Below are 20,101 nucleotides of genomic sequence, written 5' to 3'. Positions count from 1 at the left end.
CCATCCGTCGCCGTGAACAGACGCGTCACATTCCGGTGCTCGACCATCACACCCTTCGGCGTCCCCGTCGACCCCGACGTATAGATCACATACGCGAGATCACCCGGAGCGGAACCGACCTCGGCCCGACCCAGATCACCCTCGGGCAGCCCGGCCCACACCTCGGCATCCACCCGCACGTCCACCACCGGGATACCGGCCGTTTCCAGCCCGTCCGGGATCGCCCCGTCGACCAGCAGCACCTGGGGCGCGCTGTCGCTCAGCACGTGCTCAAGTCGCTCGACGGGGGCCGCGGGGTCCAGCGGCACGTAGCCGCCGCCCGCCTTGAGGACGGCGAGGACGCACACGACGATCCACTCGCTGCGCGGCAGGCACAGCGCCACCAACGTCTCGCGTCCGACGCCGAGTTCACGCAGGTGGCGTGCCAGACGGTTGGCGCGGGCGTTCAGCTCGCCGTACGTCAGCGCACGACCCTCGAACTCCACCGCCACCGCGTCCGGCGCACCCGCCACCACCCCCTCGAACCACTCATGCACACACCGCTCCTCCGCCACCAGACCCGCCGGAGCCTCGTTCCACTCCTCCACCACACGCCGACGCTCGGTCTGCGGAAGCTCGGTGAGCCGGGAGATCCTCTCCTCCGGCTCGGCGGCGACGGAGGCGAGCAGGTGGGTGTAGTGGCGCACGAAGCGCCGAATGGTCTCGGCGTCGAACAGGTCGGTGTTGTACTCGATGAAGCCGGCGAGCCCGTCCGGGGTCTCGCGCAGGTCGAGGGTGACGTCGAACTTGGTGGCCTGTACGTCGAACTCGACCGGCAGGACCTCCAGTTCGCCCAGCCTGGCCTCTTCGGAGGTCTGCGCCTCCTGGAGCACGAACATGTTCTGGAAGACCGGCGAGTGGCTGAGGCTGCGCTCCAGGCGCAGGGCGTCCACGACGGCCTCGAAGGGCACGTCCTGGTGCTCGTACGCCTCAAGGGCCCGCCGCTTCACCTGGGCGAGGAGCTCGGGGAAGGTCGGGTCGCCGGACAGATCGGTGCGCAGCACCAGGGTGTTGGCGAAGAAGCCGATGAGCCCCTCGAACTCGGCGCGGCCGCGGTTCGCCACCACCGTGCCGACGGCGACGTCGGTCCGCTGCGTGTAGCGGTGCAGCAGGGCGGAGTAGGCGGCGAACAGCGTCATGTACAGCGTGGCGTCGTTGCGGGCGGCGATCTCCCGCAGGGCGTCGAGGAGTTCGGCCGGGCAGCGGAAGGTCTCGCGTGCGCCGTTGTACGTCTTGACCGGCGGGCGCTCGCGGTCCGTGGGCAGGGAGAGCCGCGGATCGACGCCGGCGAGCCGCTCGCGCCAGTAGGCGATCTGCGGCTCGCGCACCCCGTCGTCGAGCCACTCGCGCTGCCAGTTCGCGTAGTCCGGGTACTGGATCGGCAGCGGCTCCAGCGGCGAGGGACGGCCCTCGCACAGCGCCTCGTAGAGGGCGACGAGGTCGCGGTAGAGGACGCCGATCGACCAGCCGTCGGAGACACCGTGGTGCATCGTCACGAGCAGGACGTGCTCCTGGTCGGACCGGCGCAGCAGCCGGGCCCTGATCAGCGAGTCGTGCTCCAGGTCGAAGGGGGCGGCGGCCTCCTGCGCGCAGATGCGGGGCAGCTCGTCGGGGTCGGCGAGGTCCTCCTGCCGGACCTCGAAGTCCGTGCCGTCGCCGATGTGTTGGTACGGGACGCCGTCGCGGTCCACGAAGCGGGTGCGCAGGGCCTCGTGCCGCCGCACCACCTCGCGCAGCGCGCCCACGAGGGCGGGGCGGTCGAGGTGCCCGCGCAGCCGCACCGCCATCGGGATGTTGTACGCCGAGCCCGCCCCGTCCAACTGGGTGAGGAACCACAGGCGTTGCTGGGTGAAGGAGAGCGGCACGGGCTCGCCCGGGCGGCGCGTCGGCAGCGGAACGCCACCGGACGCGGAGAGATCGCGTACGAGGTCGAGTACGGAGAGGTCGACGCCCTGCTTCTCCAGCAGCGTCATCAGGGCGCGCCGCCGCTTGGGCGGCAGCGATCGGATCCTGTGCGCGAGATCCTGCACGCCCGGCTCATTGATGATGGTCATCGTCGTCCTGTCTGCTTACTTCGCGATGTCCAGTGCGTCGAGCTCCGCGTCGCTCATGGCTTCGACGAGGGCGATGCCCTCGAGAATCGCCTTCACGTCGAGGGCTCCGGTGGATCCGACGGGGGTACGGCGCTCCAGCTCGGCGGCCATGTCGGCCAGGCGCGGCGCTTCGAAGAGCGCCTGGACGGGGAGCTCCGCTCCGGTCCGCCGCTTGAGCAGGTTGATCAGCCGCGTGGCGAGCAGCGAATTGCCGCCCAGGGAGAGGAAGTTGCTGGTCGGCCCGAGGTCGCCGGCGTCGATGCCGAGGAGCTCCGACCAGGCGTCGAGCAAGGTCTGCTCGGCGTCGGTGAGGGCCGGGTCCTGCCGCCGCGTGGAGCGGTCGGTGGCGGCGCTCGCGGCGCTGTCGGGTGACGCCGCGCCATGAGCCGCGCCGTCCCGTGCGGCGGGCACGGCTCCCGGTCGGCGCCCGACCCAGTACTGCCCCGGCATGAAGGCCGTCGGAGGAAGCGGCGCCAGACGGCGGCGGCCGTCGTGCAGTCCGCCCCACGGCACGGCCGCCCCGCGCACCCACAGCTCGGCGAGGTGCTCCAGCGCGCGGTCCGCGACGAGCCCCGCGAGGAACGCCTCGCCCCGGGTGCCGGAGAGGACCGTGCCCAGCGGGCCCGCGTCCTCCTCGGCGTTGCCGTGGTGGACCGGCACGGGGGCGAGCGCGTCGCCCGCCTCGCCCGCGCCGTCCGCGAGGTACCAGTCGAGGCCCCGCTTCAGCTCGTCCGCGGAGCCCGCCACCACGGCGAGCCGCTCGGGCATCGGTTCACGGCCCAGCTGCGAGGTGTACGCGATGTCGGCGAGGCCCGCGGACACGTCGTCGTCCAGGTACGCGCTCAGCCGCCGTGCCGCCGTCCGCAGCCGCTCGGGCGTGGCCGCGGACACCACCACCAGCTGGGGTCCCGCGTCCCGTGCGGAGTCCGTGTCCTCCCGCGCGGCCGGCGGCGCCTCGACGACCAGGCTGACGTGACTGCCGCCCGCGGCCACGGAGTTGATGAGCGCGCGGCGGGGCGACGGCGCACCGTCCGCGTCCGCGGTGCCGCGCGGCCGCCACTCCGTGAGCTCCTCGCACAGGCTCAGCGGGGTGCCGTCGAAGTCCAGGTTGGGGTTCGGGTCGCCCGCCGCCGCCAGGGGCGTGAGCTCCCGGTGCTGGAGCTGGAGGACGACCTTGGTCAGCTGGGCGATGCCGGAGGCGGCCTCGGGGTGGCCGAGGTTCGACTTCACGGTGCCGAGCGCCACCGGCTCGGCCACCCCGTCGAACACCTCGCGCAGGGCGCGGAACTCGACCTCGTCGGAGAACGCCGTTCCGTTGGCCGCGGCCTCGACGTATCCGATGGAGTCCGCCGCGACACCGGCCTGCTCCAGGGCCCGCCGCATGACCTTCACCTGCGTCCTGCGGCTCGGCGTCATGAAGCCGTTGGCCCGGCCGCCGTGCATGGAGGCCGTGCCCTTGATGACGGCGTGGATCCGGTCCCCGTCGCGCACCGCCGCGTCCAGCGACTTGAGCAGTACGGCCCCGACGGCCTCGGCGGGCAGATAGCCGTCCCCGTCGCGGAAGCTGCGGCTGCCGGGGCCGCTGCCGAGCAGCTGCAGCTCGGCGAGCGCCACGTACTTGTCCGGGTGGACGGTGAGGTTGATGCCTCCGGCGACCGCCAGTTCGGCCTCGCCCCGCAGCACGTCCGCACAGGCCAGGTGGATGGCCATGGCCGACGACGCGCACATGCTGTCCACGGCGAGGCTCGGCCCTTCGAGGCCGAAGAAGTGCGAGACGCGGTTGGCGATCATGTTGTACGAGGCCGCGGAGGTCAGCGCCGCGAGGGCGGGGTCCGCCGACTCGTCGGCGCGGTACAGGTGGTAGGCCGCGCCGACGTAGACGCCGACGCGCCGCCCGTAGCGCCGCTCGATGGCCTCCTGGGTCACACCGCTCTGCTCCAGGAGCTGCCAGACGGTCTCCAGGAAGAGCCGCTGCTGCGGGTCGAGGGCCGCGGCCTCGCGGGGCGAGATGCCGAAGAGCAGCGGGTCGAACCGGTCGACGCCGTCGAGGAAGCCGCCCCACTTGCCGGGCCGGGCCCGGCTCTCGTCCAGGCCGCCGAACAGGGCCTCGTGGTCCCAGCGGTCGGCCGGCACCTCGGTGACGCCGTCCTTGCCGTCGCGGAGGTTCGCCCACAGCGCGCCGAGGTCGCCGGCCTGCGGGTAGCGCCCGCTGATGCCGATGATCGCGACGTCCTTGGCGGGAGCGGACTCCTGTGCGGGGGCCGCGGCTTCCCCGGCGGGGGCAGCGGCGCGGTCACGTACCTCGACACGGGCCTCGGGGGCCGCGGGGGCGGGCGTTTCCGGGGTCCTTGAGGCCTCCGGCGCGGGCGCCGCGACCGCGGGACGTGCCGGTTCGCCGAGCAGTGCGCGCAGCGCCTGCGGGTGGTCGGTGATGAAGTACCGGGCCAGGTCGCGGATGGTCTCGACCTCGAAGAGCAGGGTCCGGGACAGCCGCCCGAACGACTCCTCCAGGCCGGAGATCACGCCCACCGCGATGACCGAGTCCATGCCGTACCGCTCCAACGGCGCGTCGACGGCGATGCGTTCGGGACCGAGCTTGAGCGACGCCGCGAGCACGCGGCGCAGGTGGGCCACCGTCTTGTCCTCGAGGGCCGCGTCGTCGGGCGTACCGGAGGGGGCGGTGACGGCGGCGGGAGATGCGGGCTCCGCCGCGGGTGCGGCCTCGGGCGCGTTCGCCGCGGCCCGCGGCTCCTCCTCGTCGGCGATGAGCCGGGACAGCACCCCGTCCCGCTCCCCCACGACGACGATCAGCCTGCCGTCGGCGAGGCCGTTCTCCGCGGGGGCCAGGGCGCACCGCAGGGCCGTGAGACCGCGGGCCGTGTCCAGGGGTGCCAGGCCGACGCCGCGCAGGTTCTCGCGCACAGCGGCGCCTCCCATGCCGCCCTCCTCCCACAGCGGCCAGCCGATGGACACGGTCCTGCCGTGGCGCGCGCCCGCGTCGGCGAGGCGGTTGCGGTAGGCGGCGTACGCGTCCATGAACGCGTTGCCCGCGGCGTAGTCGGCCTGCCCGGCGTTGCCGAAGGCCCCGGCGATGGACGAGAAGCACAGGAAGACGTCGAGCGGCTGGTCCGCGCTGAGCTCGTCCAGGTTCACCAGGCCCGAGACCTTGGGGGCAAGGACCCGCGCCAGCTCCTCCTCGCTCTTGCGCAGGAGGTAGCCGTCCTCGACGACGCCCGCGCTGTGCACGATGCCCGTCAACGGCCCGTGGTTGTCCGCCACATGGGACAGCACACGGGCGACCGCGGCACGGTCGGCGACGTCGGCGCGCTGGTAGTCGACGGTGAGGCCCGCCGCGCGCAGGGCGTTCAGCGCGCCGCGCCGCTCCTCGCCGAGCGGCGAACGGCCGGTGAGCACCACGGTGGCGTGCCCGACGGACGCGGCGATCTCGTGCGCCACGATCCGGCCGAGGCCGCCGACGCCCCCGGTGATCAGGTAGACGCCGTTCTCCCGCCAGGGCGCGGCCGCGCTCGTCGCGGAACGGATCTCCGTCGGCCGTACCAGCAGGCGGCGCCCGTCGCGGTGGCGCACCTCGGGCTCGGGGTCGGGCACGGCTTCCGCGGCCAGGCGGGCGGCGACGGTCGCCGGTGCCGCTCCGTCCAGGCACTCGACGTACTGCGTGCGCAGCAGGGGGTTCTCCTGGTGGGCCGTGCGCAGCAGCCCCGCGAGGCCGCCGAAGCAGGCAAGGCGCTCTCGTTCGGCTTCCGTTCCCGCGGCGCCGACCAGGGCGACCTGCAGCAGCGCCGGCTGCCGCACACCGCCCTGGAGGATCGTGCGGGCCAGTGTGAACACGCGCGCGGCGGCCAGAGCGTACCGTCCGTCCAGCGCGCCGTCCGCGAGGTCCACGAAGTGGTGCGCCGTACCGGCGGGCAGCGCGGACCGCAGGGCGTCGCGCTCCGCCTCCCCGAGGCCGCCGATCACGACGACGTGGCGCTCGCCGAACTCCGCGCCCCCGGCGCCCTGTTCGCGTACGGCGGCCCGAGTGTCCTCGACCCACTCGGGGCGCAGCAGCACCATCTCGCCCTGCACGTCGCCTCCGACCGGTCCGTTCTCCACGCGTACGTCGCCTCCGACCGGTCCGTTCTCCACGCGTACGTCGCCTCCGGCCCGGCCGCTCTGTACGCCACCCGTGGCCTGCCGTCCGTCCGGCGCTCCGCCCGGCTCCGGGTCGAACCAGCACCGGTCGCGGGCGAAGGGGTATCCGGGCAGGCTGACGCGCCGGGGAGAGGGGTGCGAGCGGTGCAGCGCCTCCCAGCGCACCGCGGCTCCCCGCACCCACAGGCGCAGCAGCTCGCCGGGCTCCCCCCGGTCCGTCCAGTCCGCCACCGCGGCGCCCAGCGGGCCGTCACCGGAGCCGTCGGGCCGATCCCCGAGGCGTACGGTGCCCCGCGCCCACGCACCCGGGCTCCCCGGGGCGGCGACGAACGCGTCGAGCAGCGCACCCGCCTCGTCGAGGGAGGCCGCCGCGAAGGCCAGGCGCTCGTCCAGCGCCATGCGGCCCGTCTGCAGGGTCCACGCGACGTCCTGAAGGGTGCCGTCGGCGAGCTCCGGCAGGCGCGCACGCAACTGCCGTGCCTGCTGGACGAGTTGGTCCTCGGTCTGCGCGGAGAGCACGAGCAGCTCGGGGCGCGCGGGTGCCGCGCGGCGCGGGGTCTGCGGCACGTACTCGGCGACGACGACATGGGCGTTGGAACCGCCCGCGCCGAAGCCGGAGACCCCGGCGGTCCTCGGGAGCGTCCGCGGCTCCCCGTCGACCACCGTGGTGGGCCGGTGCCACGGCTCCAGGCGCTGCTGCACCCGCATCGGGGTGCTGTCGAAGTCGATGCGCCGGTTGAGGGTGTCGGAGTGCAGGCTCGGGACCAGTTCGCCGTGCCGCATCTGCAGGAGCACCTTGGTGAGCCCCGCGATGCCGGCCGCGCTCTCGCAGTGTCCGATGTTGGACTTGACCGAGCCGATCGCGCAGTGGTCCGGCAGGACGCCGTGCGCCTCGAACGCCTTGTTCAGGCCGACGACTTCGAGGGGGTCGCCCAGGGCCGTTCCGGTGCCGTGCGCCTCCAGGTAGCCGAGCGAGCGCGTGTCGACGCCGGACGCGGTGAGCGCCTCCGCGATGACCGCGCCCTGCGCCGACGGGGAGGGCACCGAGTAGCCGGAGGTCCGGCCGCCGTGGTTGAGGGCGGTCGCCTTGATGACGCCGTGGATGTGGTCCCCGTCGGCGACAGCCCGGTCCAGGGGCTTGAGCAGCACGGCGCCGACGCCCTCGCCGGGGACGTAGCCGTCGCCGCCCTCGCCGAAGCTGCGGCACCGGCCGTCGCTGGAGAGGAACCTGCGCTGACTGAGCATCAGGAACTTGTTGGGGTGGGAGTGGAGGTTCACGCCGCCGGCGAGCGCCGTCTCGCACTGACCGCTCCTGATGGCCTCGCAGGCCAGGTGGATGGCGGTCAGGGACGACGAGCACATGGTGTCGACGGTCATGCTCGGCCCGGTGAAGTCGTAGAAGTACGACACCCGGTTGGCGACGCTCGACGCGCTGCCCGACAGCGCTGCCTGCTGTCCGCGCTCCTGCGCCTGCGCGCCGTGGAGCTGGTACTCCTGGTACATCACACCGACGAAGACGCCGACCTTGCCGGCCGGTCCCGCCGCGTATCCGGCGTCCTCCAGCGTGTGGTGGGCGCACTGGAGGAAGAGCCGCTCCTGCGGGTCGAGCAGCTCGGCCTCGTGCAGCGAGATCTGGAAGAACAGCGGGTCGAACCGGTCGATCCCGTCGAGGAACCCGCCCCACTTGCCCGAGGAGGAGCCCTCGGCGGCGGCGTTGCGGCGGTGGTCCCAGCGGTCCGCGGGCACCTCGGTGATGCAGTCGCGGCCGGAGCGGAGGTTCTGCCAGAAGGCGTCCAGGTCCGGCGCCTGCGGGTAGCGTCCGCTGACTCCGATGATCGCGATGTCGGTCGCGGCCCGCGGCGCGGGCTCGGCCAGGAGGGCGGGCTGGGCCGAGGGCTCGGGCGAGGGCGCGCGCTCGACCGGCGGGGCGACGTCCGCGGGGCGGGAGGCCTCCGCCAGGACCCGCGTGCACAGCCCGGTGACGTCCGCGCACACCCGGCCGTACTCGTCGAACACGGTCACGTCGAGGCGCGCCGTCGCGGAGTCGGGGTCGCTGCCCGACTGGTGCCGCACCCAGGCGTACGCCGTGGCGGGCGTGGCGGCGACGGCCTCCACGTGGTCCAGGGCGAACGGCAGCGCGGGGCGGGCCTGTCGGCCGTCGCCCCGCCCCGGCGCGAGGCGCAGTCCGACGGTGGCCTGGAGGGCTCCGTCGATGACGCTCGGGTGCAGAAGGCAGTCGTCCAGGGCCGGCGCCTCCGGGGGAATCCGCAGCTCGGCGAGGACCTGGGGCCGCCCGGCGTCGTCGGTGCCGAGGCCCAGCTCCACCAGGGACCGCTGCGCCGGGCCGTAGTCCATGCCGACGGAGGCGTACAGGTCGTAGACGTCGGCGGCGGGAATCGTCCGCTCGGCGCAGCGCGCACGCAGGTCGTCGAGGCGCGGCAGGCTCCGCCCGCCGGTGGTCACCAGGCTCGCCCGGCCCTGGCTGTACGGTGTGGCCGCGCCGTCCGCGCCGACGCCAGTGATGGCGTACTCCCAGTCACCCGCGGCCACCTCCCGTACGTCGACGCGCAGTTCGAGTCCGTCCGGACCGCTGACCGCAGGCCGCAGCCACACCACGTCGTCCAGGCGTACGGTGCCGGTGCGCCCCTCACCGAGGGTGCGGGTCACCGCCGCGCGCGCCATCTCCAGCTGCGCGACGGCGGGGAGGATGCGGTCGCCGCGCACCTGGTGGTCGCGCAGGAACGGCTCGTCGCCGGCGAAACGGGCCCGGTGGGCGGTGGTGCCGTCGTCGGCGGGCACGGCCGCGTGCAGCAGGGAGTGCAGGCGCGCCGGAGCCTCCTCGGCGGAAGCGGCCTGCGGGAGTTTCCGCCGAGCCCCACCGAGCTCCGCCGCGAGGTCCCGTACGGTCCGGTGGGCCGGGAAGGCGGCAGGGGCGAGCGGCACCCCGAAGCGGTCGGCGAGCCGGGCGGCCAGGCGGCCGATGCCGGTCATGTCGAGGCCGAACTCGGCGAACTCGGCGTCCGGGTCGACCTCCGCGGCAGGCACACCCACCTGCGCGGCGATCTCGTCGGCCAGGACGGCGAGGGTCGCGGACTCGGCCGCGACAGCCGCACGCACCCCGACCTCGGACACTCCAGCCTCACGCACCCCAGCCGCAAGCACCCCGGCCTCACGCACCCCGGCCCCGGACGCCCCGGCCTCACGCACCCCAGCCTCACGCACCTCGGCCCCGGACGCCCCGGCCTCACGCACCCCAGCCTCAGCCACCCCAGCGGACCGCCCCCCGGCGGCCGCACCCGTCGCCTCCGCCGCGTCCTCCCGAAGCCCCGCCGCCACCTCGGCGATCGACCGGTACTCGAACATGACCGTCGGCGAGAGCTGCCGGGCCAGCCGGTCCTCCAGCTCGGGCACCAGGGAGACCAGGTCCGCCGAGGCGAGCCCCAGCTCGTAGAAGCTTCCGTCGACGTCGACCCGTGCCGCGGGCACACCGAGGCGCGCCGCGACCAACTCCCGCAGCACGGCCCCGACATCGCGCCCCGCGGCGGGCGCGGCCACAGGCACAGCGGCCGCAGGCACGGCGGCCACAGGCGCGGCGGAGGCGGCCGCACCGGCGACCCCGGCACCGGAGCCCGCATCGCCCCGCACGTCCAGCGCCGTCACGGCCCGCACCCGCTTGGCCGAGAGCCGGCCGATCTCGGCGACCTTCGCCCCGCTCTCGTCGTAGAACTCCACGGCGAGGCGGATGAGTTCGTCGTCCCTGCCCATCGAGTCGGCGGGGACCCGGACGAAGCAGCGCCTGCCCAGCGGCGAGGCCGCCCGGAACGACTCCAGGACCAGAGGCAGGTAGAGCCCTTCGGCGGCCTCGCCCTCGTGCAGCATGTGGCTGCCCACGCTGCCGCCGAGCAACCCGCCCTCGAACAGCGCGGGGTGGAAGAGGAATCCGTCCGCGGTGGCGTGGTACGCGGGATCGAGTTCCACCTCCGCGACCCAGTCCCCGCCGCGGTGGTGCACGGCGCCCCTGATCCTCATCAGCCCCGAGTGGACCAGTTCGCGCCCGCGCAACCAGTCGTAGATGTCGGAGAGTTGGGTGACCCGTTCGGCCCCGGCGAGCGGCAGCGAGAGCCGCTCGCCGAAGGCGGGGCGAGTGTACCGGTCGACCGACACCACCGCGTGCAGGACGTCCGTGGCGTCCTGGCTCCGGCGGCTGCGCACCTCGACGCGCAGCCCTCCCGCGGGTGCGGGCCGACCGGTCACGGTGGCCCTGACCTCCTCACCCGGCGCCGCGACCAGCGGCGCCAGGATGGTGAGGTTCCGCAGTTCGACCTCGGGCATGGCGTGACCGTGCCGGGCCAGGACCTGCAGCACGAGGTCCACATAGCCGACACCGGGCAGAAGATGACGCCCGTGCACGACGTGACCGTGCAGCAAAGGATTGTCGGAGGTGACGGTGAAAGTCTCGTCGAATGACGACACGTCGCTCATCGGTATCCATTCCAGAACAGCATCGGACCAGCCCTGGGGCACGGTCCTGGAACATTCACGGAACAACCGCGAAAACATTCCCGAACCGTGTAGGGCACTTATTGCTCACGCACGCGCGAGGTGGCGCGGAAGGAATCTGGGCACGACACCATCAACCGGGTTCGGATATGAACGACGGGTTGCGTCCAAGGGACGTAATGGCGTCCGGAAGGCATGAAGCCTCGACGGCACAGAAGAAACGGATAACGCCTCTACCATGCAGAACGCAGGAAAATGAACCTGCTACACCAACATGAGACTTATGCTGGCGCAAACATGGGAAGCAAAGTAAAAGTTTTCATAAAATCCCCCGTTACAGTACTGAAACTGCAAATTTGCACAGCCGCAAGGACTTCCACGTAGGGACTCGCTCCGCATTCGTTCATCCATAGGGCTGGGGATGACGCTACCCCGTCGGGAGCAACCCGATCAATAAGCAGAGTGTGATGATCCATTCCAGCCACTGAACGGAGCGTGACATCTCCCTCGGACACCGTCGACCGTCATCGGCGCAAGATAGGATCACGCCCCTTCTGGGCACATCGGAACTTCGCAGAACAGGAGCACAGGGTGCGAATCGAAGGAAGCGTCGCGCTGGTCACCGGGGGGACGTCGGGCCTCGGCCTCGCGACGGCGCGGGAGCTGCGCGACCGGGGTGCGACCGTGGTGGTCCTCGGCCGCTCCGCACGGGGCAAGGAGGTCGCCGAGGAGCTCGGCGACCGCGTCGCGTTCGCCCAGGGCGACGTGACCAGCGAGGAGGACGTCACCGCGGCCGTCGACCTCGCGTCGGACCTCGGCACCCTCCGCATAGCCGTCAACTGCGCGGGGATCGGCAACGCGTTCAGGACCGTCGGCAAGAACGGCCCGTTCCCCCTGGACGCCTTCAGCAAGGTCGTCCAGGTCAACCTGATCGGCACCTTCAACGTCGCCCGGCTCGCCGCCGCCCGCATGACGCGGTCCGAGGAGGACGGCGAGGAGCGCGGCGTGATCATCAACACCTCTTCGGCGGCCGCCTTCGACGGTCAGATCGGCCAGGCCGCCTACGCGGCCTCCAAGGCCGGCATCGCGGGCATGACCCTGCCGCTCGCCCGCGACCTCGCGCAGGAGCGGATCCGCGTCGTCACGATCGCCCCTGGCCTGTTCCGTACGCCGATGTTCGACGTCCTGCCCGATTCCGCCATCGAGGCGCTCGGCCGCCAGGTGCCACATCCGGCCAGGCTCGGCCACCCCGAGGAGTTCGCCGCGTTCGCCGCGCACGTCGTGGAGAACCCCATGCTCAACGGCGAGACGGTCCGCCTGGACGGAGCCATCAGAATGGCTCCCAGGTAAGGGAGTTGAAGAGAAACGGACCGCATCACTACGGAACGGCAAGAGTATTTTCCGGCCAGGATTTCTGAACTTGCCGTACTGTATGGCTGATTCAGCACTGTTCACCGTGTCCGGCTGTCCATTTTGATGATCGCCAGCTGTCGGCACCCTTCTGCCTGCCGCCCCTCTGGGCGTGCGGAGTACCGCGGCGTTCCCAACCGGTCTGCCCACACCAGTACTTGGGCGCCGTCCCTGTTCCGAAACACCTCACACCCTGGAGGCAAGGACTCATGTCCGGCGTGCCCACTTCCGGCCGTCTGCCGTCGCTGACAAGCCTGCGCTTCATCCTCGCCTGTCCCGTCATCTGGTACCACATGACCTTCTCCTCGGGACTCTTCGACGGCTCCCTGCACGATGGCCTCGGCACCGTCTTTCCGTTCGCCACGGGCGCGGTCAGCGGTTTCTTCGTCCTGTCCGGCTTCGTACTCGCGTGGGTGCACCGGCCGGACGACCGGCCGCGCGCCTTCATACGGCGCCGGTTGTGGAAGATCTTCCCGAACCATCTGCTCGGCTGGACCGCGACGTTGGTGTTCTTCGTCGTCACCGCCGCCCAGGTGCCCATCACCGCGCCGCCCGGCAACGACACGACGGCCTCCCTCACCAACCTCTTCCTGGTGCAGAGCTGGGTGCCGGACGGGGACGTGTACGGGGGCTTCAACACCCCGGCGTGGTCGATCTCCTGCGAGCTGTTCTTTTACGCCCTCTTCCCCGCGCTGATCGTCCTGGCCCACAAGATCACCGCCGAGCGGCTGCGCCGCGTGTGGCTGGGCCTGGCCGCCGCGATCCTCCTCATGCCGCTGGTGTCCACGCTCGTCCCGGGCCCGAAGCCGTACGACTGGTTCCCCATCAACGAGCGCAGCATGTGGTTCATCTACAACTTCCCGCCGGTGCGGCTCCTGGAGTTCGTCCTCGGCATCATCACCGCCCGCATGCTCCAGACCGGCACCTGGCCCCGCGTCAGCCGGTGGGCGATCACCGGTGGGTTCGTGGTGTTCGTCCTCGCGCTGCCGGCGCTCCCCCCGCAGTACGTGTTCGCCACCGCGATGGCGCCGATGCTCGCCGCGCTCATCGCCAAGATCGCCGTCAGCGACCTGGAGGGCCGCTCGCGGTTCCTGCCCCGCCCGGCCCTGATCACCCTGGGCGACGCCTCGTTCGCCCTCTACATCACCCACTTCCCGCTGATGATGGCCGTGCGCCACGTCATCGGCCCCGACCCCGACCTGTCGACGGGCGCCCGCTTCGCGGTCGTCGCCGGGATGATCGTGGTGGCCGTGGGGCTCTCCGTGCTCATCTGCCGGTACTTCGAGCTCCCCTTGATGCGCCGCTGGTCCAAGAAGCGCGGCGACAAGCAGCCCGCGCCCCGCCCCGACGCCACGGACGGCCGGCAGGACCCGGCCCCCGCGACGTCACGGGGCTGACAACACGCCAGAGGCCGTATCGGAATGCTCCGATACGGCCTCTGTTTCACGACTTCGAAAAGTCGGGACGACAGGATTTGAACCTGCGACCCCTTGACCCCCAGTCAAGTGCGCTACCAAGCTGCGCCACGTCCCGTTGTGTTCGGCGCGGTGCGTTCCGCGTGATCACAGGTAGAACTCTACCCCACGCTCCAGGGTGCTCCGTTCCACGGTGACCGCGGTCGGGCTCGCGCGACAATCGGTGTATGAGCACTGCACCTGGACCGTACGGCGCCGACCGCGAGCGGGATCGTGACGCGGAGGGACGGGCCCGCAACCAGCGGCCGCGCGACGGACTCGGACGCCCCCTGCCGTACGGCGCCAAGGGAGTGGCCCGGCAGCCCGAGGGCGTCGTGCGCACCCCCGAGGAGTCCGTCGCCGAGGCGCAGGACCTGCTGGACGCCGGGCGGCCCTTCCACGCGCACGAGGTCTTCGAGGACGCGTGGAAGTCGGGGCCCGAGGCCGAGCGCGGCCTGTGGAAGGGCCTGGCCCAGCTCGCCGTCGGCCTCACGCACGCGGCCCGCGGCAACACCAGGGGCGGGGCGCGGCTGCTGCTGCGCGGAGCCGGCGCCGTCACCGCCTGGAGCGCGCAGGCCGGGCAGAAGCAGCCGTACGGGATCGGCGTCGCCGAACTGGACACCTGGGCGCAGGCGTTGGCCGAGCGCCTGGAGCGCGAGGGCGCCGCGGTGGACGCGGCGGCCCACGCGCCACGTCTTCGCGGCGGCCCACGGGTATAGCACGCGCCGTGTGAGAGGGCGGGCCCGGAGCCTCCCGAGAGGCCGCCCGCCCCGTCACCGGACCGGACTCGCCCCGCATGCACCGGCCACGCCCCGGTGTGAGGGTGGCCGTGTGACCACCACCGCTCCCGCCGAGCCGCAGGCGCCCCCCGTCCTCGACCGGCGTCGCCGCAACGTCGTCTTCGTGACGATCATGCTGGGGATGCTGCTCGCCGCCCTCGACCAGACCATCGTGGGCACCGCGCTGCCGACGATCGTGTCGGATCTGGGCGGGGCGGAGCACATGTCATGGGTCGTCACGTCCTATCTGCTCGCGGAGACCGTCGCGACGGTGCTCGTCGGCAAGTTCGGCGACCTGTTCGGGCGAAAGATCGTCTTCCAGGTCTCGGCGGTCGTCTTCATCACCGGCTCGTTCCTGTGCGGCCTGTCCACGAACATGACGCTGCTCATCGCCTGGCGGGCGATGCAGGGCATCGGCGCGGGCGGCCTGATGGTGACGTCGATGGCGCTGATCGCCGACGTCATCCCGCTGCGCGAGCGCGGCAAGTACCAGGGTGCGATCGGCGCCGTCTTCGGCGTCTCCACCGTCATCGGGCCGCTGCTCGGCGGGCTCTTCACGGACCATCTGAGCTGGCGCTGGGCGTTCTACGTGAACGTGCCCATCGCGATCGTCGTGGTCCTCGCGGCGGCCAGGACGATCCCCGTCGTGAAGTCGGCGGCGCGGCCCGTCATCGACTACCTGGGCATCGCGCTCGTCGCTCTCGGCGCGAGCGCGCTGATCCTGGCGACGAGTTGGGGCGGCAACCAGTACGCGTGGGGGTCGCCGACCATCATCGGGCTCTTCGCCGGCGGCCTAGTCGCGCTCGCGCTGTTCTGCGTCGTCGAGACGCGGGCCGCCGAACCGATGCTGCCGATGCGGCTCTTCGGCAACCCGGTCTTCACGGTCTGCTCGATCCTCAGCTTCATCGTGGGCTTCGCGATGCTCGGCGCGATGACGTTCCTGCCGACCTATCTGCAGTACGTCGACGGGGACTCGGCCACGATCTCGGGCGTGCGGACACTGCCCATGGTGATCGGGCTGCTCATCGCGTCCATCTTCAGCGGCAACGTCGTCAGCAAGACCGGGACGTACCGGATCTTCCCGATCGTCGGGGCGCTGGTGATGGCGCTCGGCCTCTATCTGCTCTCGCTCATGGGGAGCGCCACGAGCGCCTGGCTGGAGTCGCTGTACATGTTCGTGCTCGGCACCGGCATCGGTCTGTGCATGCAGGTCCTGACGATCGCCGTGCAGAACACCGTCGCGTACGCGGATCTGGGCACCGCGACCTCGGGCGTCACCTTCTTCCGTACGCTGGGCAGCTCGTTCGGCACGGCCGTGTTCGGCACCATCTACGCCAACACGCTCTCGCCGAACCTCAAGGACGGGGTCGCCGAGGCCGTGCGGGCCGGGGGCGGCGACCCGGCCGCGGTCGGCAGGGCGGCGCAGAGCCCGGAGGGGCTGCACGAGCTGCCCGCGGCGGCCGCCGCGCCCATCGTCAAGGCGTACGCGGACACCCTGCACACCGTCTTCCTGTGGACCGTGCCGGTCGCGCTCCTCGGATTCGTGGTGGCGCTCTTCCTCAAACAGGTCGAGCTGCGCGACAGCGCGCGCCTGGGCGCCCCCGACATGGGCGAGGGCTTCGCGCAGCCGACCAGCGGCGACTCGGGGCACCTCCTGGAGCGGGGCGTCGCCACCATCATCCGCAATGTCGGGATGAACACCGCGCGCGGCATCATCCGGGACTCCGAGACGCGGCTCGACATCGCGGGGGCCTGGGCGGTCATGCAGGTCGCCCTGTTCACCCGGATGGTCGGCTACGCCAGTCTCGGTGTGATCGCGGCGCGGCGCAGGATTCCGCCGGAGGTCCTGGTGCCCGTCTTCGACCGCATGGTCGAGGAGGGGTATCTGACCCGCGAGGGCTCGTACTTCTCGCACACGCCCGCCGGGGAGCGCGAGGCGGAGATCATCGCGAAGGCGTGGTCGCAGTGGCTGGGCGAGGAGGTCCAGAAGGACATCGGCAGGCCGCCGGACAAGGAGCTGACCGCGGCGGTGGACGCGATCGCCAAGCGGCTGCTCGCCGAGGACCTGGAGCAGGGTCTGTCGCCGGAGACGGCGGGGGCCGCGGTCGGCGGCCGCTGAACCGGCCTCCGAACACCTTCAGCGCGGCAGGAGTTGGAGGCCGCCTTGCCGAGCAGCGCGCCGGGGACCACGAACAGCACGAGCGCCGCGTCGACCAGCAGGGAGCGGGCGTCGATCAGGCCGAGGCCCGCGCTGAACGGCACCTTCGAGGTGTCGACGATGAGGAAGAACCACGCGGACGTGCCCAGGAAGCCGAGCTTCCGGAAACCCGCCGAGAGCAGGTACATCGACATGACCGGGCCGCCCGCATCGGCGACCATCGTGGTGAAGCCGCCGAGGACGCCGTAGGAGCGGGCCTTGAGGCGGCCGCTCCGTGAGGCGTCCTCCTCCGGCTCCGGGCGTCCCGCGGCTCTGCGGCGCGCGACCGTGACCCCGGCGGCCGCGGGGAGGAGCCGCCAGAGGGTGGGCCAGTGGGCGTTGCGGCGGTAGATGAGCACGGCGAGGACGTCACCGGCGATGAGACGGGCAGCAGCACGCCGGTCGAGGCGCGGGCCGGCAGGACGGCGGCGAACACCGCGAGGCTGACGGTGTTGGCCCCGCTGACGGCGGTCTTGGAGAAGCCGACGAGCATCGCCGCCGCGGCCGGCGCGGCGAACTGGGCCGCCGAGAGATCCCACCCCATGGGGAGAACTCTTGCGCCTTGTGCTGCCTGCGCGCCCTCCTGCCTACGCGGCGTACCGGGTGCGCAGTTCCCGCTTGAGCACCTTCATGCTGGGGCCGAGCGGGAGCTGGTCGGTGAACTCCACGCGGCGCGGGTACTTGTGGCGGCCCAGGTGCTCCTTGGACCAGGCGATGATCGCTTCCGCGCCGTCCGGCACCGCGTCGGGCGCGGGGACGACGACGGCGCAGACCTCCTCGCCGTGCACGGCGTCGGGCAGGCCGATCACGGCGGCCTGGGCGACGGCCGGGTGGCGCATGAGGACCTCCTCGACCTCGCGCGGGTAGACGTTGAAGCCGCCGCGGATGATGACGTCCTTCTTGCGGTCGACGATGGTGAGGAATCCGTCGGCGTCCTTGGTGCCCAGGTCGCCGCTGCGGAACCAGCCGTCGACGAGCGCCTCGGCACTCGCCTCGGGGCGGCCCAGGTAGCCGGAGAAGACGTTGTGGCCGCGGATGACGACCTCGCCGAGCTCGCCGGTCGGCAGGAGTTCGACGCGGTCGTCCACGTCGGCGCGGGCGATCTCCACGTCGACGCCCCACAGCGGGTGGCCGATGCTGCCCGGCCTGGTGCCGAAGTCGGGCTGGTTGACGGAGGCGGCCGGGGAGGTCTCGGAGAGTCCGTAGCCCTCGTAGACGGGGGTGCCGAAGGCCTCCTCGAAGCGTTCGAGCACGGCGACGGGGAGCGAGGCGCCGCCGGAGACGCACAGTCGCAGCTTCGGCAGTTCGGCCGCGCTGGCGGCGGCCGCGACGAGGCCGACGAACATGGTGGGCACCCCGTGGAAGGTGTTCGCCCCTTCCGCCGCCATGAGTTCGATGGCGCGGGCGGCGTCGAAGCGGGGCAGCAGGACGAGCGTGGCGCCCGCGCGCCAGGTGGAGTTCATGGAGACGGTCTGGCCGAAGGCGTGGAAGAGGGGCAGCGCGCCGAGGGCGACGTCGTCGGGGCGGACGTCGTTCGCGTCGAAGGCGTTGACGGTCGCGTTCATGACGAGGTTGAAGTGGCTGAGCACGGCGCCCTTGGGGACGCCGGTGGTACCGCTGGTGTAGAAGACGACGGCCGGGTCGTCGGCGTCGCGCGTGACGTACGAGGCGAGGGGCTCGGTCCTCTCGGCCATGGCCTCCACCTCGCCCTCGGCGCCGAGCCGCAGCATCCGTACGCCGGTGGCCTCGGCCGCGGCCCCGCCCGTCGCCGCCTGGGCCGGGTGGCACAGGAGCAGCGTGGCGCCGCTGTCCCGCAGGACGTGCTCGACCTCCTCGGCGGAGAGCAGCAGGTGGACGGGGACGACGACACCGCCGGCGGCCAGGATCGCGTAGTAGGCCTTCGGGAACTCGGCGGTGTTGGGCGCCATCAGGGCCACGCGGTCCCCCGGCCGCACGCCGCACTCCGCGAGGGCCGCACCCTGGGCGCGGGCCTGGCGCCACAACTCCTTGAAGGTGAGCCGCAGTTCACCCTCGACGAGGGCGGTGCGGTCCGGGTGGCGGCGGGCGGGCTCGGCGAGGATCGCGGCGAGGGACAGCGTTGCCATGAGGGGTGGTGCTCCGTTCCGTGCGGCCTTGCGGTGGTTCGGACTGCTGCTCGACGGCGGCGCGCGGCGCCCGCCTCACCGGAAGAGGGGCAACCGCGCGCCCGGGTTCAGTCGCGCTCGACCAGGAGCGCGCTGCCCTGCCCCACGCCGACGCACATGGTGGCGAGGCCGCGCGTGGCCCCGGTGCGGCGCATCCGGTGCAGCAGCGTGGTGAGGATGCGGGCGCCGGAGCAGCCGAGGGGGTGGCCGAGCGCGATGGCGCCGCCGGAGGGGTTGACCAGCTCGGGGTCGATGCCGAGGGCGTCCACGCAGGCCAGGGCCTGGGCGGCGAACGCCTCGTTGAACTCGGCCTCCTGGAGGTCGGCGACGCTCCAGCCGACGCGGTCCAGCGCCTTGCGGGTGGCGGGGACGGGGCCGATGCCCATGACGTCGGGGTGCACGCCCGCCGAGGCCCCCGCGACATACCGGCCAAGGGATTCGAGGCCCAGGTCGTTGAGGGCCTCCTCGCTGACGAGGAGCAGGCCGGCGGCGCCGTCGTTCATCGGTGAGGCGTTGCCCGCGGTGACCGTGCCGCCCTTGCGGAAGACCGGGCGCAGGCCGCTGAGCTTCTCGTACGAGGTGTCCTCGCGCACGCACTCGTCCGTGTCGACGACGACGCCGTCGGGCCTGGTGACAGGGAGCAGCTCGTGCGCGAAGTGGCCGTCCTTGCGGGCGGCGGCCGCCCGCTGGTGGCTGCGGAGCGCGAAGGCGTCCTGGCGCTCGCGCGAGACGCCGTGGCGCCCGGCGACCTCCTCGGCGGTCTCGCCCATCGCGAGGACGCCGTGCAGGTCCTTCATCGCCGGGTTGACCAGGCGCCAGCCCAGGCGGGTGTCGAAGGTCTCCATCTTGTGCGGCAGGGCCTCGTCCGGGCGGGGCAGGACGAAGGGGGCGCGGCTCATCGACTCGGAGCCGCCGGCGAGGACGATGTCGGCCTCGCCGGCGGCGATGGTGCGCGCGGCCGTGGTGACGGCTTCGAGGCCGGAGGCGCACAGCCGGTTCACGGTCGCGCCGGGCACGGACTCCGGGAGTCCCGCGAGGAGGGCCGCCATGCGGGCGACGTTGCGGTTGTCCTCGCCCGCCTGGTTGGCGGCGCCCCAGTAGATGTCGTCGATCCGGGCGGGGTCCAGCTGCGGGATGTCGGCGACGAGCCCTCGCACGACGCCCGCCGCGAGGTCGTCGGGGCGTACGGAGGAGAGGGCGCCGCGCAGTTTGCCGATGGGGGTGCGGCGGGCGGCGGCGAAGTGGACGGTGCGCACGATACGGCTCCGGATCGGTCTCGCTACGTAAATTAGCGGTGCTAGTTTTGGAGTCTATGCGGGAGGCGGGGGCCAAG

The 20,101-nt window shown here is 72.4% G+C and carries 8 protein-coding genes, 1 tRNA gene and 1 pseudogene; 4 read left to right on the top strand and 6 right to left on the bottom strand.

The window, feature by feature from the left end:
* Both ACZ4D5_RS28830 and ACZ4D5_RS28825 read right to left on the bottom strand, forming a co-directional pair.
* Positions 1-2,093, bottom strand: a 2,093-nt coding sequence (locus ACZ4D5_RS28830; RefSeq protein WP_467775329.1) for a condensation domain-containing protein, incomplete at its 3' end; no start/stop codon positions are given.
* A gap of 15 nt (positions 2,094-2,108) precedes the next feature.
* A complete protein-coding gene (locus ACZ4D5_RS28825) occupies positions 2,109-10,766 on the bottom strand; it encodes an SDR family NAD(P)-dependent oxidoreductase (protein ID WP_467775328.1) in 8,658 nt (2,885 codons plus the stop codon).
* Between the two features lie 609 nt (positions 10,767-11,375).
* On the opposite strand from ACZ4D5_RS28825, the gene ACZ4D5_RS28820 reads away from it, so the two are divergent.
* Complete coding sequence (locus ACZ4D5_RS28820; protein ID WP_467775327.1) at positions 11,376-12,134, top strand: 3-hydroxyacyl-CoA dehydrogenase; 759 nt, start codon at positions 11,376-11,378, stop codon at positions 12,132-12,134.
* 278 nt (positions 12,135-12,412) lie between these two features.
* The gene (locus ACZ4D5_RS28815; protein WP_467775326.1) at positions 12,413-13,591 is read left to right on the top strand and encodes an acyltransferase family protein; all 1,179 of its coding nucleotides are present in this window, start codon (positions 12,413-12,415) and stop codon (positions 13,589-13,591) included.
* A gap of 62 nt (positions 13,592-13,653) precedes the next feature.
* Here the strand turns inward: ACZ4D5_RS28815 and ACZ4D5_RS28810 are convergent.
* Positions 13,654-13,727, bottom strand: a tRNA-Pro gene (locus tag ACZ4D5_RS28810).
* Between the two features lie 109 nt (positions 13,728-13,836).
* Between ACZ4D5_RS28810 and ACZ4D5_RS28805 the strand changes: the two genes are divergently transcribed.
* Together ACZ4D5_RS28805 and ACZ4D5_RS28800 are read left to right on the top strand one after the other, a co-directional pair.
* A complete protein-coding gene (locus ACZ4D5_RS28805) occupies positions 13,837-14,367 on the top strand; it encodes a DUF309 domain-containing protein (protein ID WP_467775325.1) in 531 nt (176 codons plus the stop codon).
* Between the two features lie 112 nt (positions 14,368-14,479).
* Positions 14,480-16,546, top strand: coding sequence for an MDR family MFS transporter (locus ACZ4D5_RS28800; RefSeq protein WP_467775324.1), 2,067 nt, complete (start codon positions 14,480-14,482; stop codon positions 16,544-16,546).
* Between the two features lie 38 nt (positions 16,547-16,584).
* Here ACZ4D5_RS28800 and ACZ4D5_RS28795 read toward each other — a convergent pair.
* From ACZ4D5_RS28795 to ACZ4D5_RS28785, 3 genes and pseudogenes are all read right to left on the bottom strand, one after another.
* Positions 16,585-17,168, bottom strand: a pseudogene (locus tag ACZ4D5_RS28795) (sulfite exporter TauE/SafE family protein); the annotation flags it as partial.
* A 43-nt stretch (positions 17,169-17,211) separates the two neighbouring features.
* The gene (locus tag ACZ4D5_RS28790; RefSeq protein ID WP_467775323.1) at positions 17,212-18,729 is read right to left on the bottom strand and encodes a long-chain-fatty-acid--CoA ligase; all 1,518 of its coding nucleotides are present in this window, start codon (positions 18,727-18,729) and stop codon (positions 17,212-17,214) included.
* A 107-nt stretch (positions 18,730-18,836) separates the two neighbouring features.
* Positions 18,837-20,024 carry a thiolase family protein gene (locus ACZ4D5_RS28785; RefSeq protein WP_467775322.1) on the bottom strand — a complete coding sequence of 396 codons (1,188 nt, stop codon included), beginning with the start codon at positions 20,022-20,024 and terminating at the stop codon, positions 18,837-18,839.
* Positions 20,025-20,101 lie beyond the last annotated feature (77 nt).

It is taken from the genome of Streptomyces sp. NPDC025651 (assembly GCF_055558735.1).
Note: the sequence above shows the minus strand (reverse complement) of the source record. Positions and strands in the feature narration are given on the sequence as shown.

Coding starts and splice junctions, on each gene's coding strand:
- ACZ4D5_RS28825 (WP_467775328.1), bottom strand. CDS start 10,766: ATGAGCGACGTGTCGTCATTCGACGAGACTTTCACCGTCACCTCCGAC.
- ACZ4D5_RS28805 (WP_467775325.1), top strand. CDS start 13,837: ATGAGCACTGCACCTGGACCGTACGGCGCCGACCGCGAGCGGGATCGT.
- ACZ4D5_RS28790 (WP_467775323.1), bottom strand. CDS start 18,729: ATGGCAACGCTGTCCCTCGCCGCGATCCTCGCCGAGCCCGCCCGCCGC.